The organism is Helcobacillus massiliensis (assembly GCF_033106145.1).
GTDB classification, from domain to species: domain Bacteria; phylum Actinomycetota; class Actinomycetes; order Actinomycetales; family Dermabacteraceae; genus Helcobacillus; species Helcobacillus massiliensis.
Genome location: NZ_CP136959.1, coordinates 210,279 through 227,662 on the forward strand (window position 1 = coordinate 210,279; position 17,384 = coordinate 227,662).

The window sequence follows — 17,384 nt, forward strand, 5'->3', positions numbered from 1 at the left end:
CGCATCGAATCCCGGAAACTGCTGCGCCGACAGGCGAGGCGGCCGTCTCGGCGTCGTTGTCTGCCACTCTGTTCGCCGCACGGGAAGCAACCCGGCGCGTACCGATCCTCAACATGCTGCCCAGTCTCCCGTTCACTGTTGCGCCAGCTACTCCACTAGCCCCGGTCAGGCTAGCCATCGACCGGTGCGCGCTGGAACTCAGACGAGCTCACCATGAGCAAGCCCTCCCCGTTGAACGGTGGGAACTCGTCGGGGCTCAGATCCGGACTCCGCTCGGACGATGCCGACGCGACGAAGTGTCCCGGGTCCAGGTTCCGGGACCGATCTATCGAGCCCGGGACCTGTGTTTGCTTTAGCTGAGTCAGAGGCCGAAAGCTCCGCCACTGACAAGGATGACGATGCCGAGACCGATAAGAACGATGGGGAAGAGGATGTGCTCCCAGCGTTCGAGGACTTCGGCAATCGGTGGGCGAGTGGCGACGAACTTTGCCAGGGCCACCAGGACCGCGACGAGGGCGAGGAAGACGATGCAGTAGGCGACTACGGCGAGAGGTTCCACGCTGAGGAAGACAGGGGTGTACACGCCGATGTTGTCGCCGCCGTTGGCAAGGGTGACGCCTGCGACTGTCCACACGCCGACCTTCTTGCCGGCAACCTTGGCCTCGTCGTCGTCATCGTCGTCATCGTCTCCGCGCCAGGCCTGCCACGCGGCCCACAGGCCGAGGCCCAGAGGGATGAGACCGAAGTACGGGATGGCTGCCGAGGGCAGGAACGCTCCGGCGCCGATGGTCACCAGGACCGCGGCACCGAGGATGCCGGCGAACCCGAGGTATTGGCCGACCAGAATGCGGGCGGTAGTGCCGCGCTGGCCTGCCCCTCGCGCGAAGAAGAGGGAGAGCACGATGATGTCGTCGATGTTGGTCGCTGCGAACAGGCCCATCGCCTGCAAGACCGAGGTGAGGATCATGCGCCCTCCCCAGCTGCGTCGCATCCGGGAAGCGAGCAGGCAGGGTCGATGCACGGGGCGTCTTCGTCCACTGCCAGGGTGGCATCGACCAGTGCCGTCAGCGCCTGCGCCAGGTGCGAATCGGCGATCTCATATCGTGTCCGGCGACCTTCGGGCTCGGAGACGACGGTCCCGCAATCGCGCAGGCATGCCAGGTGGTTGGACACGTTCGGGCGTGTCAGGTCCAGATCTCGGGCCAGTTCCGCCGGGTAAGCGGGATGGTCGAGCAGGGTCAGGATGATCCGGGATCGAGTGGGGTCGGCCAGTGCGCGACCCAGGCGGTTCATCACGTCGAGACGCGAAGCAATAGTCAGCATGCACTGAACTATACAGCATGCACTGAACACTCCGTCCCAGGCGTCAGGCCAGATCTCATGCCCGTAAGGGGAGACTACCGGGGACCGGCATCGTTCGATCGCGAATTATTCCTCGGTGGTCGTAGCTCGCAGTTCAGGGTAGGTGCCCCAGGTTGCATTGGTGTTGGCGGCATGTTTGAGGGCGGTTGCGATGTTGATGCCGACGACGTCGGCCACGACGCTGGCGGGGACCTGTTGGACGAGCTGGTCGATCCGGGCGCGGCGGACTTCTCGCACGCGGATACCGCGTGAGGAGAGGTGAAGGGCTACGTTGGCCTCACTCGTGTGGTGCTGGGGCATGGCGCCGGCGAAGAGCCATTCTGAGCCGCCGCCAGCGAATGGTCGCTCAGCCCGTGACTCGTCAAGGTGCTGACGAAGCAAACTGGTGATCGATGCAGGGAGCACAACCGGCGTCTTGCCGAACGCGATGGATACTTCGCCTTTGTCGTCGACGACGTCGGTTCGTCGCAGGCGGACGCAGTCGCACAGCCTCTGGGCGAACACCAGGATGAACAGGCCAATTATCCGACTGGGCAGGGGGATCGAACGGTCCTCAAGGAGAAGATCGATCTTGCTCCAGATGACCTCATCTGGCACCGAGGCATCGGGCCGAGGGGGCTTCCTGCCGGGTACGGCGACGGGACCCGTGAGGTGGTGACGCACGGCCCAGTTGAGGAAAGTCCTGTGGACGCTCTGATAGTCATGCTCGGCGAAGAATCGATCGAGGGCGGCCTGGTTCAGCGTGGACAGTGAAAGGCCGTGGTCGTCGAGCCATGCCAGTAACCCTGCTATCTTGCGCAGCTCGGAGTACCGAGAGTTGGCGGTACTGGCGGTCACGGGCTGAGTAGTGGCGCGTTGGCGGAGCTTGCGCAGGATTTCCCAGGTGAAGTACTGCTTCAGGATCGCGGCGTGTTTATCAGGAAGGCCCGCGATGAAGGCGGTGGCCTTGAGCTCGAAGTCGTTCAACTCGACGTCGATGGCGGAGAGTGTCCCTGCGCTGATGAGCATGCGGCGGAGGTAGCGAACACGGGGCGATAGCGGGAGCGCGTTCAGTGTGTCGTGGCTGATTGCTGCTTGCCCAGTGGCCATCGCTCGGAGTGTCTCCCCGATTGGCTCACGCCGGAGCCATCGTGTGGCCGAGCGGGGGTCGCGCGCGGTGAGCAGGTGTTCGTGTAAGGAAGCCAGGTCAGGGTGGATGCGCCCGTGCTTGTCGGAGAGGACTTCCCGGAGGCGGTCGGTCAGTCGGCATGTCCCGCACTGGGACCCGGTGAGCTGGTCTTCGCTACCGCAACTGGTGCAGCCGAACCGCGGCGGTGCGCCAGCGCAGCTCGCGCAGACGACACGCCTGTCACTGTCGTAGAACGCGAGGACTTTGACCTGACGGCATCCGGGGCACTGGCCAGGATGTCGCCTGAGCCGGGAGTAGCAGGCATTGCAGATGCGCCGCTCGAGGATGGCGTACCGAGCAGGGCCACCGCTTCCGCAGGAGTCGCAGCCGATTTGCACCGGAGTCATAGAGGCTGCCTGCTCGTCTTACTCGGTCGGGCGATGAATCTTGGCCGGGATGGGCCGGAGGGAGCCGATAGCGGGGCCTTCTGTCCGTGGCGAGCCTCCAGCTCGGCGCGCGCGTTTGGCTTGGGCCGGCGGGATTTCGATGAGGTCGTTCGGAGTGCAGTCGAGGATGCGGCAGAGTGCCGCGAACACTTCGACGTTGAGGCGTTCCGGCGTCTTGGTCACAAGGCGGAAGACTTGCTCCCGTGAGAGTTGCACTCCCTGGGAGCGCAGTGGCTCGATGAGGTCGGTGGTTTGGAACATCCCCGCGGCAGCCATTACCTGGCGAAGCTGCCAGGTGATCGGAGTGTCATCACTGGGTGGTGTCATCAGGTCCTCCATAGACACGAGAGAGCGCTTTGGCGATCATCCGGTTCTTGTAATCGTCGCCCACGGAGGTGTAGATCGCCGTGGTCGAGGCATAGGCATGCCCTACTTGGTCCTGGACGAACTTCTCCGCATAGCCCCACTCGATGAGGTTGGTGACGTAGGTGTGTCGCAGCGCGTGCACGCTTAGCTCGGCCGGCCATTCCAGTTGGTCGCGGATCGCGGCGAACCGCAGATCAATGTAGCGCGGCGACACCCGGCTGCCTCGCTCGGTTGGCCAGAGCGGCCCCGATGCCGAGTCGGTGAACCGTGGGCGAGCCGCGTCGATCCATTGCGCGAGGCCGTCGGTGATCCAGCCCAGCTCGGGCAGGGTCAACACTGATCTCCGGCGAGGTCCGGATCCGTGGGACCCCTTTCCCCACCGCACATCGACAGCTCCAAATCGCCCGAACCGTGGAGCCGCGCCGTTGGGTCGCAGATCTGCCACGTCCAGTCCGGTGGCTTCCGCCCGCCTCAGCCCGTAGGCATAGATCGTCTTGAAGATCTGGGCATCTCGGAGCGCCGAGAGAGCTCCCTTCCGGCCGCGGTGAACGATGGTCTCGACCCGTTCGTCGACTGCGGTGAAGAACTGCTCCAGCTCGTCGTAGGTGAGGGCGCGCCGCTCCGCGCGCCCTTCCTAGTCGAGTAGATGAGTAGCCGTGTTCCACTCGTGACAGATCTGCTGAGGCGTCGATCCGAAGCGTTCCTCGCACTCCGTTGCCCACTCGTACCGTGCGTCGGTGAGGTAGTCGCAGAACAGGCGAATGATCGTGTGATACCCGCGGATCGTTGATCGCGCCGCTGGATGGGGACGCGACTTCGCCTGCGTGGTGAAGTCCTCCAAATCGCCCGGCGACCACTCCCACGGATACCGACCCGTGAACTCCCCAAACCGCCGCACAACTTGTGCCCGGCTCGCGATCGTCTGCCACGAGAGCGCCCTGCTGGCCTGCTGATCACTCCACCCCGAGAGCATCGCGTCAAGCACGAACTGCTTCTCGTCCAGCGCGCGCACGTTGCCGAGCCGTCGAAGCGGAGACACTCCGGGATGTTCGTGGACCATCGGGACAGTATTGCATCTGCTGCATCATTGATGCATCCCCTACAGGGCGCATCCGGAATTCGTGCCGAACCTACGGGTTGCTTAGTGCTCGTCGCCGAGTTTGCCGGAGAGGCGCTCCAAGCGCTCGAGGCTGGCGCCGTCGAGCCCGATGATGCGTGTTTCCTTGCCGCGGGCGGTGTATTTGGTCTGCACGGCGTCGAGGGCGGCGACAGTGGAGGCGTCCCAGACGTCGGCGGCGGTGAGGTCGATGATCACGGTTTGGGGATCTCCGGCGTAGTCGAACTGGTAGACCAGATCGTTGCTGGAGGCCCAGAACAGCTGACCCTTGACGGCGTAGCGGCGAATGTCGATGGCGCCATCGCTGTTGACGTCGGTTTCCCACACCTTCTCGATGTGCACCAGGTGGGCGACGCGGCGGGCAAACAGGATCATCGCCGTGATCACGCCGAGGACCACGCCGATGGCGAGGTTGTGGGTGGCGACGGTGGCGATGACGGTGACCAGCATGACGGCGGTCTCGGACCAGGGCATCAGGCGCAGGGTGGAGGGCCGGATGCTGTGCCAGTCGAAAGTGGCGACGGAGACCATGATCATCACGGCGACCAGGGCTGCCATCGGGATCAGGCCGACGATGTCTCCCAGGGCCAGGACGAGGATCAGCAGGAAGACGCCGGCGAGGAAGGTGGAGATCCGGGTGCGGGCTCCGGACTGCTTCACGTTGATCATGGTCTGGCCGATCATGGCGCAGCCGCCCATGCCGCCGAAGAACCCGGAGGCGATGTTCGCGATGCCCTGCCCCCAGGACTCGCGGGTCTTTTTGGAGTGAGTGTCGGTGATGTCGTCGACGAGTTTGGCGGTCATAAGCGATTCCATGATTCCCACGATCGCCATCGCGAAGGCGTAGGGGGCGATGATCTGCAGCGTCTCGAGGTTCAGGGGCACGTTGGGGATGAACAGGGACGGCAACGATTCGGGCAGCTCGCCCTGGTCGGAGACATTGGGCAGCTTCCATCCACTGACCAGCACAGCGCCGGTCAGCAGCACGATCGCGATCAGGGGCGCGGGGACCACGGTGGTCAGGCGCGGGACGAGGACCATGATCGCCAAGCCCGCCAGCACCAGGGGGTAGACGATCCAGGGGATGTCCTCACCGAAGAGGTGAGGCAGCTGGGCGGTGAAGATGAGGATCGCCAGGGCGTTGACGAAGCCGGTCATCACGCTGCGCGGGATGAACCGCATCAGCTTCGCCACGCCGAGCAGCGCCAGGACGACCTGCAGAACCCCGGCGAGGATCACGGTCGCGATCAAGTAATCGAGCCCGTACTCAAGGGCGATGGGCGCGATCACCAGGGCGATCGCGCCGGTGGCGGCGGAGATCATCGCGGGCCGGCCACCGACGAACGCGATCGTGACCGCCATGACGAACGAGGAGAACAGCCCGACCTGCGGGGGGACGCCGGCGAGGATGGAGAAGGAGATCGCCTCGGGGATCAGGGCGAGAGCAACGACGAGACCAGCGAGGACCTCGGTCTTGAGCCGGCGGGGATTGCGCAGGGCCGAGAGAACGGTGTCCGGCTCCTGCTGGGAGTGTTGGGGTCCACTGTCGACGGGCGCAGCGCTGAGGGAAGTCACGGGGGAGTCCTAGCGAGATGAGAGGGATGGGCCCCGGCGGCACGGAACGTTTCCGTGAGGGACCCAAAGGCCAACCCTCACGTTACGTTAGCTTTTACCTCGTGAATACGAGTTCTGCGTCACAGACCACCCTCGCGTCAGGCCTCGCGCTCCCCTGCATCGTCCTGGTGAGCGGGGGTCGAGAGGTCGCGGAGACGCGAGAGGAACTCATCGGCCATCGCGACCTTCTTCTCCAGCGCGCTGCGTCGTTCGATCGCGATGGCCTCGATCTCGTGCAGCTTCTGCCTTGCTTCGAGCGGCGCGTCGGGCTGGGCGACATCGTGGGTGACGTCGAGCAGCTCGCGCATCTGCTCGAGCGTGAAGTCCAGCGGCTTCATGCGACGGATCAGCAGGATCCGCTCGACGTCGGCTTCGGAGTAGAGCCGGAACCCTCCCTCGCTGCGCTCGGACGGGTTGACCAGACCGATCTCGTCGTAGTGTCGCAGCGTCCGCAGGCTGAGCTCCGTGCGCTCAGCGACCGCACCGATGTGCAGTAGCTGCTGGCGATCGTTGTTCTGGCTCATGTCCTCAGTTTGCCCCACCGTGATGACGCTCCCAGCACCTCGGGCGAACCTTGGCGCCCGCGCCCGAGGCACACCTCGTGATGCGCGTACCGCACTGAAGGGAACGCGATCCAGATTAGGGCCAGTACCACACCTGCCCACCTGCCCGTGTCGAGCGTGGGAACCGCCTTCACACCCCGCGCCACCAGCACCACGCACATGTAAGCCAAGGGCGAGACCTGGGTTGCTCGATGGGCAGCCGCGGATCACTGTTGCATCTGTTCAATAATTCTCAGATCGAATGCCAGCGTGAATCGTCCGCACATCGAGAACCTCCCTCAGGCTGCCCCCAGTATGGGGCGAGGGGAGGGGATCCGCGAGGTCACTCGATGCCGAAGCGCTCGAAGAACAGGCGCATGTTGTCGTCACGGTCCGCGCGGAGTGCCTTCTCACGAGCTCGCCACGACGGATCGACACGGTCGGCGTACTCGGCCGATTCCTCATCGTTGAGGAGGAGGCACGAGGTGTCCCCCTGGATCATCCCGGCGACGTCGTTGATCTTGTAGTTGTACCAGCTGATCACTGCCAGGTTGCCTTTCGACTTCCTCATCAGGTGGTTCGAGACCTCCCCGTTCTCGTCGACGAGGATGTCCTGGCTGATGACCGGGGGCTCCTTGGTCCGGGCCAGCAGTGGGTGGGCGACGTAGCCGTTGTCCCGGGTGAACTCGTCCGACCAGCGGTTGCACAGGGCGTTCGTCGCGGGGTCCTTGAACAGCTCGGCGGACAGGCTCTCGGCGAAGTTCGTCATCGTGCTGCCCGTCGTCCAATCGCCGACCTTCAACGGGATCGACAGGTGCATGAACTGCTCGGTGGAGCGTCGGAAGATCCTCCCCGAGCGCACCGTGCGCGCGAAGGTCGCTACCAGGATCAGATCGCGGCCGTGCCCGATCGGGTACGTGACGATCTCCTCGCGAGCGAGCGCCCAGGTGGGCCCGTCCTGGATGTCGAGGTTCTCGGGCATCGTGCTCTCCTATCAGCGTGCCTGGACTGGGTATCTCTGGTCGGATGGATCAGCTCGCTGGCCGGGGCCGCGGATCCATGTAGTCCTCGAGGGTGAGGTCCTTGGTGGCCTCGTAGGTGAAGGGGAACCCCTGGCCCTGATCTGTGGCTCGATCGGTGAGCAGGAGGAGGCCCTCGATTGGCCCGACGTGGGTGACCTCCTCGGTGAGCGACATGTCCTCGATCTGGCCGCTGGCATGGGTCAGGCGGACCGTGGTGACAGCCTCCCTGCGGTTGCCGGTCGGCTCGCCGAATCCGAGGTGTGCGCTGGTGATCGGGTCGGTGACGTTCATCGGTGCTCCCAGGAGGTCGGGGTGGTCAGGACACGTCGGTGACGACGGTCTGGTACTGGCCGATGCGCAGCTGCTTGGACGTGGTCAGCTCGACGGGGATCGTGCCGGTCTCACCGGTGTTCGACTCCCACTCGACGCCCCAGTGCGCGGTGATGTTCACGGTGTACAGCCCATCGGGCTGTTCATCGCTCATCTGCTCGTAGACGTGGCCGCAGTCGGGGGAGGGGTCGATTCCGGTGCCGGGGTATTCGGTCCCGGGTCCGTCGCACTCGATCGTGGTGCCGTCGCCCATGTCGATCGACATGCCCGTGAACTTGGCCGTCGCGGTGACGGTCACCGCTCCGGCGGACGCGCTGGTCGTGTTCGGACCCGTCGTGGTCTCTCCGGGGTTGGCCACCCACAGCCACACCGGCAGCCCCACGGCGCCGAGGGTCTCGGTGTCGTTCGGTGTCGAGGCGATCTCCGGAGCCTCCAGCCCCATCTGGGAGACCGCGGTCTGCGCGAGCTCGGCAGGATCCACCTGAGGCGCGGCCGGCTCGCCGCCCTCCTGAGGCGCGGGATCCGGAGCGGGAGCCGCCGGCGCTGCCGGATCCGCCGGCTCGGGCTGGCCCTGGGTCATGCCGTCGAAGAAGGCGGTGGGTCCCCCGTTCTGCCCCTGCACGTACGCGCCTTCGGGCTGGTAAGTGGCTCGGGAGCCGTCGTCGAGGATCTCGACGTTGTCCGGGCGGCTCGAGGACACCGAGGACGGCGAACCGCTCGAGTAGTTCCCGACGCTGGTTCGGCCACCGTTGCTGACGGAGGTAGTTCCACCTCCACCACCGCCCCCGGAGGAATTCCCACTGCCGCCTGAGGACTTGCTCCCCCCGTTGGAAGATCCGCCGCCACCCGACGAATTTCCCCCGCCGGACGAGCTGCCACCCCCACCGGAGGACTTTCCGCCGCCGCTGCCGGGATCCTCCACTTCAACTGTGACGGTGCCCTTGGAACCGTCACCGCGCCAGTTGACCCCGTCGTCGGCCCAGGCCGGCGCAGTGGTGAGCGTGAATGCTGTGATTGCTGCGGTGCTGACGGTCAGCCGCCGAAGTGTGCCTCGCACGTCGTCCCCTCCTCGTAGTACCCCATCTGCTCGATCATCCACGGCCCCTCCGCGGAGTCACGGACGAGCTTGTACTGGGCAACGCTGGGCTCACCCGGCTCGTTGCTGATGTCGTACGGCTCGCCATCCTTGGTGGCCTGCATGTCCGTGCCGTCCTCGCAGAACTCGATGGTCGCGGTGGTGTCGGCCTCCTCGACGACCGTCCAATCGGAGAGCTTGCGCTCTCCAGTGATGATCGCCCCCGTCTCAGCGTTCTCCGCGTCTTCCGTCTTCACCTGCTCGGCGAGCTCAGGGACGAGGTACTCGTCGTTGTATGAGCTGTCCGGCCAGCCTTCGGCAGCGGCGGCATCCGCTTCGTTGAAGTACGCCGTGATGCGCTCCTGGGGTGTGGCGTCGGCGGGGTCGGCCGTGGGTGGGGCCTCCTGGCTGGTGGCCGTCGTGGTGGGGTCCTCCTCGCCGTTGCTGCTGGTGCAGGCGGCGAGGGGGAGAGCGAGGAGGGAGGCCATCGCGATCGTGGTGAGTGCTCGCTGTCGGATCATCGGTTGGTCTCCTCGGTGGCGGGGGATGGGGGTGGTCATGGGGGCCTCAGATTGCGATGCGGTGGGGGGGTGTCCCTATGTTTCGAGTCAAGCCGCGAGAGCGGTCGGCTCGGGGGTAGGGGCGGTTGTCGGTGGCTGGTAGTAGGTGCCGTCGCGGAGCATGGCGTAGATGACGTTGCAGCGGCGGCGGGCTAGGCAGATCACGGCGGCGTTGTGCCGTTTGCCTTCGGCGCGTTTGCGATCGTAGTAGGCCTTGGAGATGGGGTCGTGGTTGGAGGCGACCCAGGCGGAGTAGAACAGGGCGTTCTTCAGGCGTTTGTTCCCTGACCGGGCGGGGAACTCTCCGCGGATCGAGGTGCCTGATCTGCGGGTGACCGGCGCGATCCCGGCATAGGCCGCGAGGTGGCTGGCGGACTCAAACGCGGAGCCATCACCGATCGCGAGGAGGATCTGGGCGGCGGTCTTGATGCCGATCCCCGGCATGCTCATCAAGACCGAGGCGAGAGGGAAGTCCTCCAGCATGCCCTCCACTTCGTGGGCCACGGTCGCGCGCTGTTCTTTCAGCTCTTTAACCTGGCCAGCGACTCGGGGGATCACCAGCTCAACCGCTGCGGTGGCGGGCACGATGACGGTCTGCTCGCTAAGGGCTGTGAAGATCTGCTCGACCAGCGTCTCGGGGTCGCGGCGTGAATGCGCGCGGGCGAACCGCAGCACCTTCCCTCGGCCGGCACTTCGGAGGCCGGTGGGGCCGCCAAACTTCTCCAGCAGGTCCAGCACGAGCCCAGTGGAAAGCTTCCCGCCGGCGAAGACGCGCTCGAGCGCGGGGTGGATCTGGGTGAGCAGGGACCGGATCCGGTTCAGCGCCCTTGTGGTCTCGTGAGCGAGGTCCTCATCGAACCCGGCCAGAACCTTCAGCGCGGAGAGGACCTCGCTGTCACGATCGACCTGCCGGAGGGTGTGAGGCATGGTGCGGGCCGTGTCGGCGATGATGAAAGCATCCCGCGCATCAGTCTTTGACCTGCCCGGATACAGATCCGCGGCCTTCCGCATCGCCAATCCGGGAAGGTAGGCGACTGTGCAGCCGGTATCCCGGGCCACCGCGATCGGCAACGCTCCGATGGTGTTCGGCTGATCGACGACCAGCAGCACTTCGCCGTGGTTCTGCAGCTGGGTGAACAGCTCGCGAAGTTTGGTCTCGTCCTGCGGGAGGGGCTTGTCGAACAGCTTGTTCCCCTCCGGGTCGAGTGCGCACGCGTGGTGAGCTGTCTTTCCGACGTCCAGGCCGATCACGACCGCGAACCCTGTGTTCATGACGCTGTCCTCCGCATCACTGCTGGCCGCAGTCTCGACACCCGATGCCGGCACCCACGTTACGAAGAGACCTCAGACAGAGCTGGGCCGTGTCCCTATCAGCGGTCAACGCGTGTCTCTCGACCGGGCGGCAACACCCCCCGGACCATCAATGGCAGGGCAACAAAGCCATACCCGGCCGAGCGACCAGACCCCGTCCATCGGGGTGCTCACAAGGTAACGGGGGATCAGTTGTACGGGTCGGTGTCGCCCGGCATGCAGGACTTCAGCGGGTCCTGCGGCAGCTCCACCTTCCGCTCATCCTTCTTCTTCGGCGTGGAACCGGCGTCGGTGGAGGCGGACTCACTCGGAGTTGCGGACTGCGTCGGCGACTTCGACTCCGTCGGCTCGGCCGACGGGCTCGGTGACTCGCTCGGCTCCTTGGACGCGCCGTCCGCCGGCTGCGTGGTGGCCGGCTTCGCGTCCTTCGAACCCTTCGGCGACGGCTGCGCGGACTTCTCCGTGTCCTTCTCCTTGGTGCCCAGCGCCGTCTCCGGCGCGGTCTCCATCGAATGCTTGATGGACTCCTGCACCCAGCGGTGCAGGTAGTCGAAGTCCGGGTTGCCCGACGGCGTCACCGACGGGTTGATCGGGTAGGACTCGAACCCGCCCTTCTGGATCCGCATGGCGAGCATCGCGAACGCATCCATGCGGTCGGCCGGAATATCGGTCACCACGGAGTCTCCGGTCGCGTTCAGCAGACGCGGCAGGGCGAGGGCGATCTTCGGGACGTCCGCTTCCTCTGCGACCGCGCGGACGATGCGCTGCTGGCGGCAGTTGCGGTCGAAGTCGCTGGAGCCTTCTCGGCTGCGGGCGTACCAGAGCGCGTGGTGGCCGTCGAGGCGCTGCCAGCCGGGCTGGATGTAGCCGTCGATCTTCGCGGCGCCGCCGCCGATCGGGATCTTCCGCTCCACCTCGAAGTCGATGCCGCCGATGGCGTCGACCATCTGCTCGAAGCCGCGCAGGTCCACCATCGCGTAGTAGTCGACCTTCAGCCCGAGGGTCTCCTCCACCGCCATCGTGGTCGCGGTCAGGCCCGGATTCGGGTCACCGGGGAACAGGTCGGGGCGCACGTCCTCCGCCCAGGTCCACACGGCGTTGATGAGGTTCTGGTTCTTGCCGTAGTAGTCGAACCCGTTGGGGAACACCTCGGCCGGCTTCGACCCCTTCGGGAACCGCACGTACTGCAGATTGCGGGGGATGGAGAACAGGGCGGTGCGGCCGGTCTTCGTGTCCACGGACGCCACCATGATGGTGTCCGGGCGGGTGCCGGTGCGGTCCGCGCCGGCGTCCTGCCCGAGCAGCATGATGTTGACGCGGTCCACGTTCTTCCAGGCGTCCTCGCCGCTCTTGCCGCTCTTCGCCTGGATGAACGAGTCGCCGCCGATCAGGGAGTTCGCCGCCCACAGGGTGTGCGCGGCGTGCAGAGCGGGCAGGCCGATCGCAATGGCGAGAGCGAACGCGAGCGCCTGCGACGCCGAGCGCGCAGGCCCCTGCAGCCGCTCCTTGCGGTTGTGGTGGTTGTTCGTCAGCCACAGCAGACCGAGCCAGATCACGGCGACGAGCGCGATCGTGATCATCGCGGTGGTGAGGAACCACGGTTTGAACGCAAAGCCGATCAGGGTCGCGGTGGGGTCACCGGCCAGCAGCCAGACCAGGCCGCTGAGGACGGTGATGACGAACACGGCTGCGGTGATGATGCCGAGGACCCGCAGCGGGGTGGGCAGCAGGCCGAGGCCGGGAATCAGGCCGCTGGCGGCGGTCCACAGGGAGGCGCGGCGCAGGGAGCCCTCGCCGGGCTGGCGGGCACCCCAGCCGCCCTGGCCGCTGGAGCCATCGGGGCTGACGGGGCCGCCTGGACCGCGGCCTCCGCCGCGTCCACCAGATCCGCCGCGGCCGGCACCGCCTGAGGCTGCGCGGCGCAGCACGGATGACCCGCGGCGCGGGCGCGGATCGTCATCGATCGGGCGCAGTCTGATGGTCTTCTGTTCGACGGGCGGAGCGACGTCGGCACGGCGGCGGCCCCGCTTCGGGTGCACGGGGATGGGGCCGTCGGACGCTCCGGGCGCCGGGGGGATGGGTGAGGAGTGTGAGGAGGCCAGAGCTGACGCGGCCCGCGCGCTCGGCCTGGACGCGGCAGCGTCCGTCTCAGCGGCGGCGGGTGGGCTCGGCGGGGAGGTCCGACCGGCGGCGCTGGACCCCTGGGAGGTCGCGCGTGCCCGACGGCCGTTGGGGGAGCCGGGCCAGATCATCGGGGTCGATGAGGAGCGCAGACCCGTCGAAGCTGCGCGGCGCCCGCGCCGCTGCGGGGCGCGGCGCTGACCGTCGCCTGGCCGATCGGGGCGGCCGGCGGGAGGATTCTCGCTCATTCGGCCATCATACGTCCGGGTCGACGGCTCACCATCGGCCCGTCGCCGAATCCACACCGCATTTTTACAGAGCCGGTGCGTGCTCCTGCGGAACGGGTGCGGACCGCGCCCGTAGAGTAGGGGACATGACAACTCTCGTGATCGGAGGAGCCGGTTACATCGGCTCCCATGTGACCCGCCTGCTCGCCGACCGTGGACAGGACGTCGTGGTGGTGGACGACCTCTCCACCGGTTTCCGCTCCCGCCTGGGCGATGTGCCCCTCGTCGAGATCGACGTGACCCGCACGGGCGCCGCCGATGAGCTCGCCGCCGTCATGCGCGAGCGGTCCGTCAGCGCCGTCATCCACTTCGCCGCCCACAAGCAGGTCGGCGAATCCGTGGCGAACCCGGAGATGTACTGGCGGGACAACGTGTCCGGTCTCGCGAACGTGCTGGACGGCGCCGCCCAGGCCGGTGTGCGCGACATCGTCTTCTCCTCCTCCGCCGCCGTCTACGGAATGCCCGATGTGGACCTGGTGCAGGAGGACCTCACGCCGGAGCCGATCAACCCCTACGGCGCCTCCAAGCTGGTGGGGGAGTGGATGCTGAAGGACGCGGAGCGCGCGCACGGCATGCGCACCGTCGGCCTGCGCTACTTCAACGTGGCGGGCGCCGGGTGGCCCGAGCTCGCCGACACGCTGGTGATGAACCTCGTGCCGATCGTGCTGGACGCCCTGGACCGGGGTGACCGCCCGAAGGTCTTCGGCGATGACTACGACACTCCCGACGGCACCTGCATCCGCGACTACGTGCACGTCCTCGACCTCGCCGAAGCGCACATCGCCGCGCTCGACTACCTCAAGCGCGACACCCGCGAGCACCGCGTGTTCAACGTCGGCACCGGCACCGGCTCCAGCGTGCTGGACGTCATCAACGCCATCGCGGACGCCACCGGCACCGAGATCGACCCGGAGATCGCGGACCGCCGCCCCGGCGACCCCGCGAAGCTGGTCTGCTCCACCGACCGCATCCGCGAGGAGCTGTCCTGGAAGAGCGAGCACACCCTCGCCGAGATCGTGCAGTCCGCCGTGGACGCCCGCCGCCAGCGCGACTGAGCCCCACCCCAGGCACCAGAACTCCCCGGACCCTGCCGCTGAGCAGGAGGGCCCGGGGAGTTCTGCCTCTCGCGGCCGGTGCACCCTGCGCCTAGCCTCGGGGGCATGGACACCACTGCGGACCCCCGCCTCCACCGCCGCTGCCTCCTCGGCGCCTGCGCATCGCTGAGCGCCCTCGCGCTCGCCGCTGCATGCGGGACCCGTCGGCCCACCACCGGCCCCAGCGGCGCCGCCCCGACCGACCCCGCGACCCCCTCACCGTCATCCGCCCCCCCCACCGTGCGCGGCATTCCCTTGACGGAGGTCCCCGACCCGATCGAGCTCGGCATCGGGGAGAGCATCTCCATCGAACTGGGGCACTCCCACCCGTCCGTGGGCATGCAGTACTACGTGGTCATAGGCGATCAGCGCCACCGCTCCCGCATCGATGACCCCACCATCGGCGCCGAGATCACCCACATCTCGGCTGACCCGGGGCCGATTGAGCCCGGTGGGGACCGCGGCCACAGCGTCCTCACCATCACCGGCACCGCCCCCGGCGAGCAGGAGGTCCGGGTGCTCTACTGCTTCCAGTCCGCGCCGGACCAGAACGGCTCCTGCGACCAGAGACGGGTGGGCAGCGCCGAAGGACTCACCGATGAGACCTTCCGCGTCCGGGTGGAGGAGTGAGCATGATGGACACGACGCACCTGAACCGCCGCATGCTGCTCGCATCCGTCGGCGCCCTGGGCATCACCACTGCGACCACCGGCTGCGGAATGCTCGGCATCACCCGCGGCAGCCGGCCCGGGCTCGAGGGGGCGCCCAGCGACAAGCGGCCCGGGCTCGATGGGGTGCCCAGCGAGGTGGAGCCGGTTCTGCACAGCGATGTCAGCGGCCCCCTCGAACTCTGGAAGCGGGAGAACGCCCTCATCGACCTCGGTGTCTCCCACCCGTCCGTCGGGAAGGGCTTCAGCATCGTCGGAGCCGTCGACGGCGTCTACCGCGACAGCATCCTGGAAGCTCGGGTCCGCCACGTCTCGAAGGAGCGGAACAACGGCGCCGGTGGCCGCGCCGGTGGCGACGGAGGCCGCTCCTACCTGCACGTGTGGGCGAACGGCGGCATTGCCGGCACGGTCGATCTGCGGGTGGTCTACTGCTTCCGCGATCGGCCCGACCAGAACGGGACGTGCGATCAGACCTACGCCAGGCCCGGCGAGGACGTCGTCGATACGACCTTCACGATCCGCGTCATGTGAGATAGCGGTACATCGGGTCCATCGGGTCGATCCGCTCGATCGGCATGTTCGACGTTGCGATCCGTGCCAGCAGCGGCTCCAGGTTCTCCCGGGCGCCCAGTTCGATGCCGACCAGCGCCGGCCCCTGTTCACGGTTGTTCCGCTTGATGTAGTCGAACAGGACGATGTCGTCGCCCTCGCCGAGGACCTGGTCGAGGAACCGGCGCAGCGCGCCCGGCTCCTGCGCGAACGTCACCAGGAAGTAGTGCTTCAGTCCCTCGTGCACAAGGGATCGCTCCACCACTTCGTTGTAGCGGGACACATCGTTGTTGCCACCGGAGACCACCACCAGGATGTCCCCGTCGGCCTCCCCTTCGGGGCGGGCGGCGGCCGACGGGTCCTGCCCCTCAGCCGTTGCCTCCCCGGGGACGGCGCGGGTGGCGACCGCGGTCGCCGCCAGCGCGCCCGCGGGCTCCGCGATGATGCCCTCCACCTGGTACAGGTTCAGCATCTCGGTGCAGACAGCGCCCTCTTCGATCGCGATCAGCTCCGGTGCGATTCGGTCCACCAGCTCCAGGTTGGCGCGGCCGGCGCGGCGCACCGCGGCGCCGTCGATGAACGAGTCGATCTCCGCGAGGGTGACCGGCTTGCCCTGCCGCACCGCGGTCGCCATCGACACGGCACCGGCGGGCTCCACCCCGACGAGGCGGACCGACGGCATGCGCTCCCGCAGCCACGCGCCGGTACCGGCGATCAGACCGCCGCCGCCGACGGGCACCACGACAGTGCCGATCTCGCTGCCGAACTGCTCGCGGGCCTGCGCGACTGCTTCGCGCACCACCGTGCCCTGACCGGTGATGACAGTCGGGTCGTCGAACGGCGGCACCATCGTGGCGCCGGTGCGCTCCGCATCGGTGTGGGCGGCCTCAGCGGCGTCGTCGAACGTGTCACCGGTGAGGACCAGCTGCACCCATTCGCCGCCGATGGCGAGGATGCGCTCCCGCTTCTGCTTCGGGGTGCGGGTGGGGACGTAGATGCGGCCCTGGATCTTCAGCCGGTTGCAGGCGAACGCAACGCCCTGCGCATGATTGCCGGCGCTGGCTGTCACCACACCGGCGGTCCGCTGTTCCGGCTCGAGGCCCGCGACGAACAGGTAGGCGCCGCGGATCTTGTAGGAGCGCACCGACTGCAGGTCCTCCCGCTTGAGGAACACGTTGCGGCCCGAGATCTCCGAGAGCCGATGGGAGCGCTCCAGCGGGGTGCGGCGGACGACTCCGGTGAGGATCTCCGCGGCCTGGTCGATAGCGTCCGCGGTGACGTCGGCGGGGGATTCGATTCTCACGGGGTGCCTCCTTCGGGCAGGACGAGGCCGGTGGCGACGGCGGCGACGCCCTCGCCGCGGCCGGTGAGGCCGAGCCCGTCCGTGGTGGTGCCGGCGATGGACACGGGGGCGCCGAGCGCTTCGCTCAGCACCTCGGTCATCTCCTGCCGACGGGGCGCCAGCTTCGGCCGGTTTCCGATCACCTGCACGGACGCGTTGAGGATTTCGAAGCCGGCGGCGCGGACCCGGCGGGCGGCTTCGCGGACGAGGCGCTCACCGGACGCGCCGGCGAACTCCGGGTCATCGGTGCCGAAGTTGGAGCCGAGGTCGCCGATGCCGGCGGCGGATAACACGGCATCGCAGACGGCGTGGGCGGCGACGTCCGCATCCGAATGGCCCACGAGGCCGACTTCGCCCTCGAAGAGGACACCGCCGATCCAGAGGGGCCGGTCGGAATCGGGGGCGGCGAAGGCGTGCACGTCCGTGCCGATGCCGATGCGCGGGTGGGCCATGGGAGTCCTTCCACAGCG

At 67.3% G+C, this 17,384-nt stretch carries 19 protein-coding genes; 3 read left to right on the forward strand and 16 right to left on the reverse strand.

From position 1 onward, the window contains the following. Window positions 1–361: 361 nt before the first annotated feature. The 14 genes from R3I40_RS01010 to R3I40_RS01075 all read right to left on the reverse strand — a co-directional run bounded on the left by R3I40_RS01010 (window position 362) and on the right by R3I40_RS01075 (window position 13,222). Entirely contained in the window at window positions 362–967 is a 606-nt protein-coding gene (locus R3I40_RS01010) for a cadmium resistance transporter (RefSeq protein WP_259924275.1), read from the reverse strand. Continuing rightward, window positions 964–1,323 (reverse strand): Cd(II)/Pb(II)-sensing metalloregulatory transcriptional regulator CmtR, encoded by a 360-nt coding sequence (cmtR, locus tag R3I40_RS01015; protein ID WP_285262446.1) that lies wholly within the window; start codon window positions 1,321–1,323, stop codon window positions 964–966. Before cmtR ends, R3I40_RS01010 begins: the two co-directional genes overlap by 4 nt. Window positions 1,324–1,428: 105 nt before the next feature. Then, the gene (locus tag R3I40_RS01020; protein ID WP_183376556.1) at window positions 1,429–2,370 is read right to left on the reverse strand and encodes a hypothetical protein; all 942 of its coding nucleotides are present in this window, start codon (window positions 2,368–2,370) and stop codon (window positions 1,429–1,431) included. Window positions 2,371–2,895: 525 nt separating this feature from the next. Next, a complete protein-coding gene (locus R3I40_RS01025; protein ID WP_246370928.1) occupies window positions 2,896–3,243 on the reverse strand; it encodes a helix-turn-helix domain-containing protein in 348 nt (115 codons plus the stop codon). Beyond that, the gene (locus R3I40_RS01030; RefSeq protein ID WP_285262450.1) at window positions 3,227–3,877 is read right to left on the reverse strand and encodes a tyrosine-type recombinase/integrase; all 651 of its coding nucleotides are present in this window, start codon (window positions 3,875–3,877) and stop codon (window positions 3,227–3,229) included. Before R3I40_RS01030 ends, R3I40_RS01025 begins: the two co-directional genes overlap by 17 nt. A gap of 39 nt (window positions 3,878–3,916) precedes the next feature. Continuing rightward, entirely contained in the window at window positions 3,917–4,342 is a 426-nt protein-coding gene (locus R3I40_RS01035; protein WP_285262445.1) for a site-specific integrase, read from the reverse strand. Between the two features lie 81 nt (window positions 4,343–4,423). Further along, window positions 4,424–5,974 carry a SulP family inorganic anion transporter gene (locus R3I40_RS01040; protein ID WP_396349476.1) on the reverse strand — a complete coding sequence of 517 codons (1,551 nt, stop codon included), beginning with the start codon at window positions 5,972–5,974 and terminating at the stop codon, window positions 4,424–4,426. Between the two features lie 137 nt (window positions 5,975–6,111). Further along, window positions 6,112–6,537, reverse strand: coding sequence for a MerR family transcriptional regulator (locus tag R3I40_RS01045; RefSeq protein WP_183376564.1), 426 nt, complete (start codon window positions 6,535–6,537; stop codon window positions 6,112–6,114). 361 nt (window positions 6,538–6,898) lie between these two features. Beyond that, complete coding sequence (locus R3I40_RS01050) at window positions 6,899–7,537, reverse strand: hypothetical protein (protein WP_183376566.1); 639 nt, start codon at window positions 7,535–7,537, stop codon at window positions 6,899–6,901. A 49-nt stretch (window positions 7,538–7,586) separates the two neighbouring features. Then, window positions 7,587–7,868 (reverse strand): RNA-binding protein, encoded by a 282-nt coding sequence (locus tag R3I40_RS01055; protein WP_183376568.1) that lies wholly within the window; start codon window positions 7,866–7,868, stop codon window positions 7,587–7,589. A 25-nt stretch (window positions 7,869–7,893) separates the two neighbouring features. Further along, on the reverse strand, window positions 7,894–8,607 hold the full coding sequence (locus tag R3I40_RS01060) for an ATP/GTP-binding protein (RefSeq protein WP_089066501.1): 714 nt from the start codon (window positions 8,605–8,607) through the stop codon (window positions 7,894–7,896). Window positions 8,608–8,939: 332 nt separating this feature from the next. Beyond that, on the reverse strand, window positions 8,940–9,503 hold the full coding sequence (locus tag R3I40_RS01065) for a hypothetical protein (protein ID WP_183376570.1): 564 nt from the start codon (window positions 9,501–9,503) through the stop codon (window positions 8,940–8,942). An 87-nt stretch (window positions 9,504–9,590) separates the two neighbouring features. Then, on the reverse strand, window positions 9,591–10,814 hold the full coding sequence (locus R3I40_RS01070) for an IS110 family RNA-guided transposase (RefSeq protein WP_183375244.1): 1,224 nt from the start codon (window positions 10,812–10,814) through the stop codon (window positions 9,591–9,593). 227 nt (window positions 10,815–11,041) lie between these two features. Further along, entirely contained in the window at window positions 11,042–13,222 is a 2,181-nt protein-coding gene (locus R3I40_RS01075) for an LCP family protein (RefSeq protein ID WP_285262488.1), read from the reverse strand. A 125-nt stretch (window positions 13,223–13,347) separates the two neighbouring features. Here R3I40_RS01075 and galE point away from each other — a divergent pair, with 125 nt between their 5' ends. The 3 genes from galE (at window position 13,348) to R3I40_RS01090 (ending at window position 15,554) form a co-directional block, all read left to right on the forward strand. Beyond that, window positions 13,348–14,316 (forward strand): UDP-glucose 4-epimerase GalE, encoded by a 969-nt coding sequence (gene galE, locus R3I40_RS01080; protein ID WP_285262489.1) that lies wholly within the window; start codon window positions 13,348–13,350, stop codon window positions 14,314–14,316. Between the two features lie 105 nt (window positions 14,317–14,421). After that, the gene (locus tag R3I40_RS01085; protein WP_285262490.1) at window positions 14,422–14,985 is read left to right on the forward strand and encodes a hypothetical protein; all 564 of its coding nucleotides are present in this window, start codon (window positions 14,422–14,424) and stop codon (window positions 14,983–14,985) included. Window positions 14,986–14,987: 2 nt separating this feature from the next. Further along, window positions 14,988–15,554 (forward strand): hypothetical protein, encoded by a 567-nt coding sequence (locus R3I40_RS01090; protein WP_183376578.1) that lies wholly within the window; start codon window positions 14,988–14,990, stop codon window positions 15,552–15,554. Here R3I40_RS01090 and ilvA read toward each other — a convergent pair. Together ilvA and ispF are read right to left on the reverse strand one after the other, a co-directional pair. Further along, on the reverse strand, window positions 15,547–16,875 hold the full coding sequence (gene ilvA, locus R3I40_RS01095) for a threonine ammonia-lyase IlvA (RefSeq protein WP_396349477.1): 1,329 nt from the start codon (window positions 16,873–16,875) through the stop codon (window positions 15,547–15,549). The two genes, R3I40_RS01090 and ilvA, sit on opposite strands and share 8 nt — an antisense overlap. Continuing rightward, window positions 16,872–17,366, reverse strand: coding sequence for a 2-C-methyl-D-erythritol 2,4-cyclodiphosphate synthase (ispF, locus tag R3I40_RS01100; protein ID WP_239375912.1), 495 nt, complete (start codon window positions 17,364–17,366; stop codon window positions 16,872–16,874). The genes ilvA and ispF overlap by 4 nt, the downstream gene beginning before the upstream one ends. Window positions 17,367–17,384 lie beyond the last annotated feature (18 nt).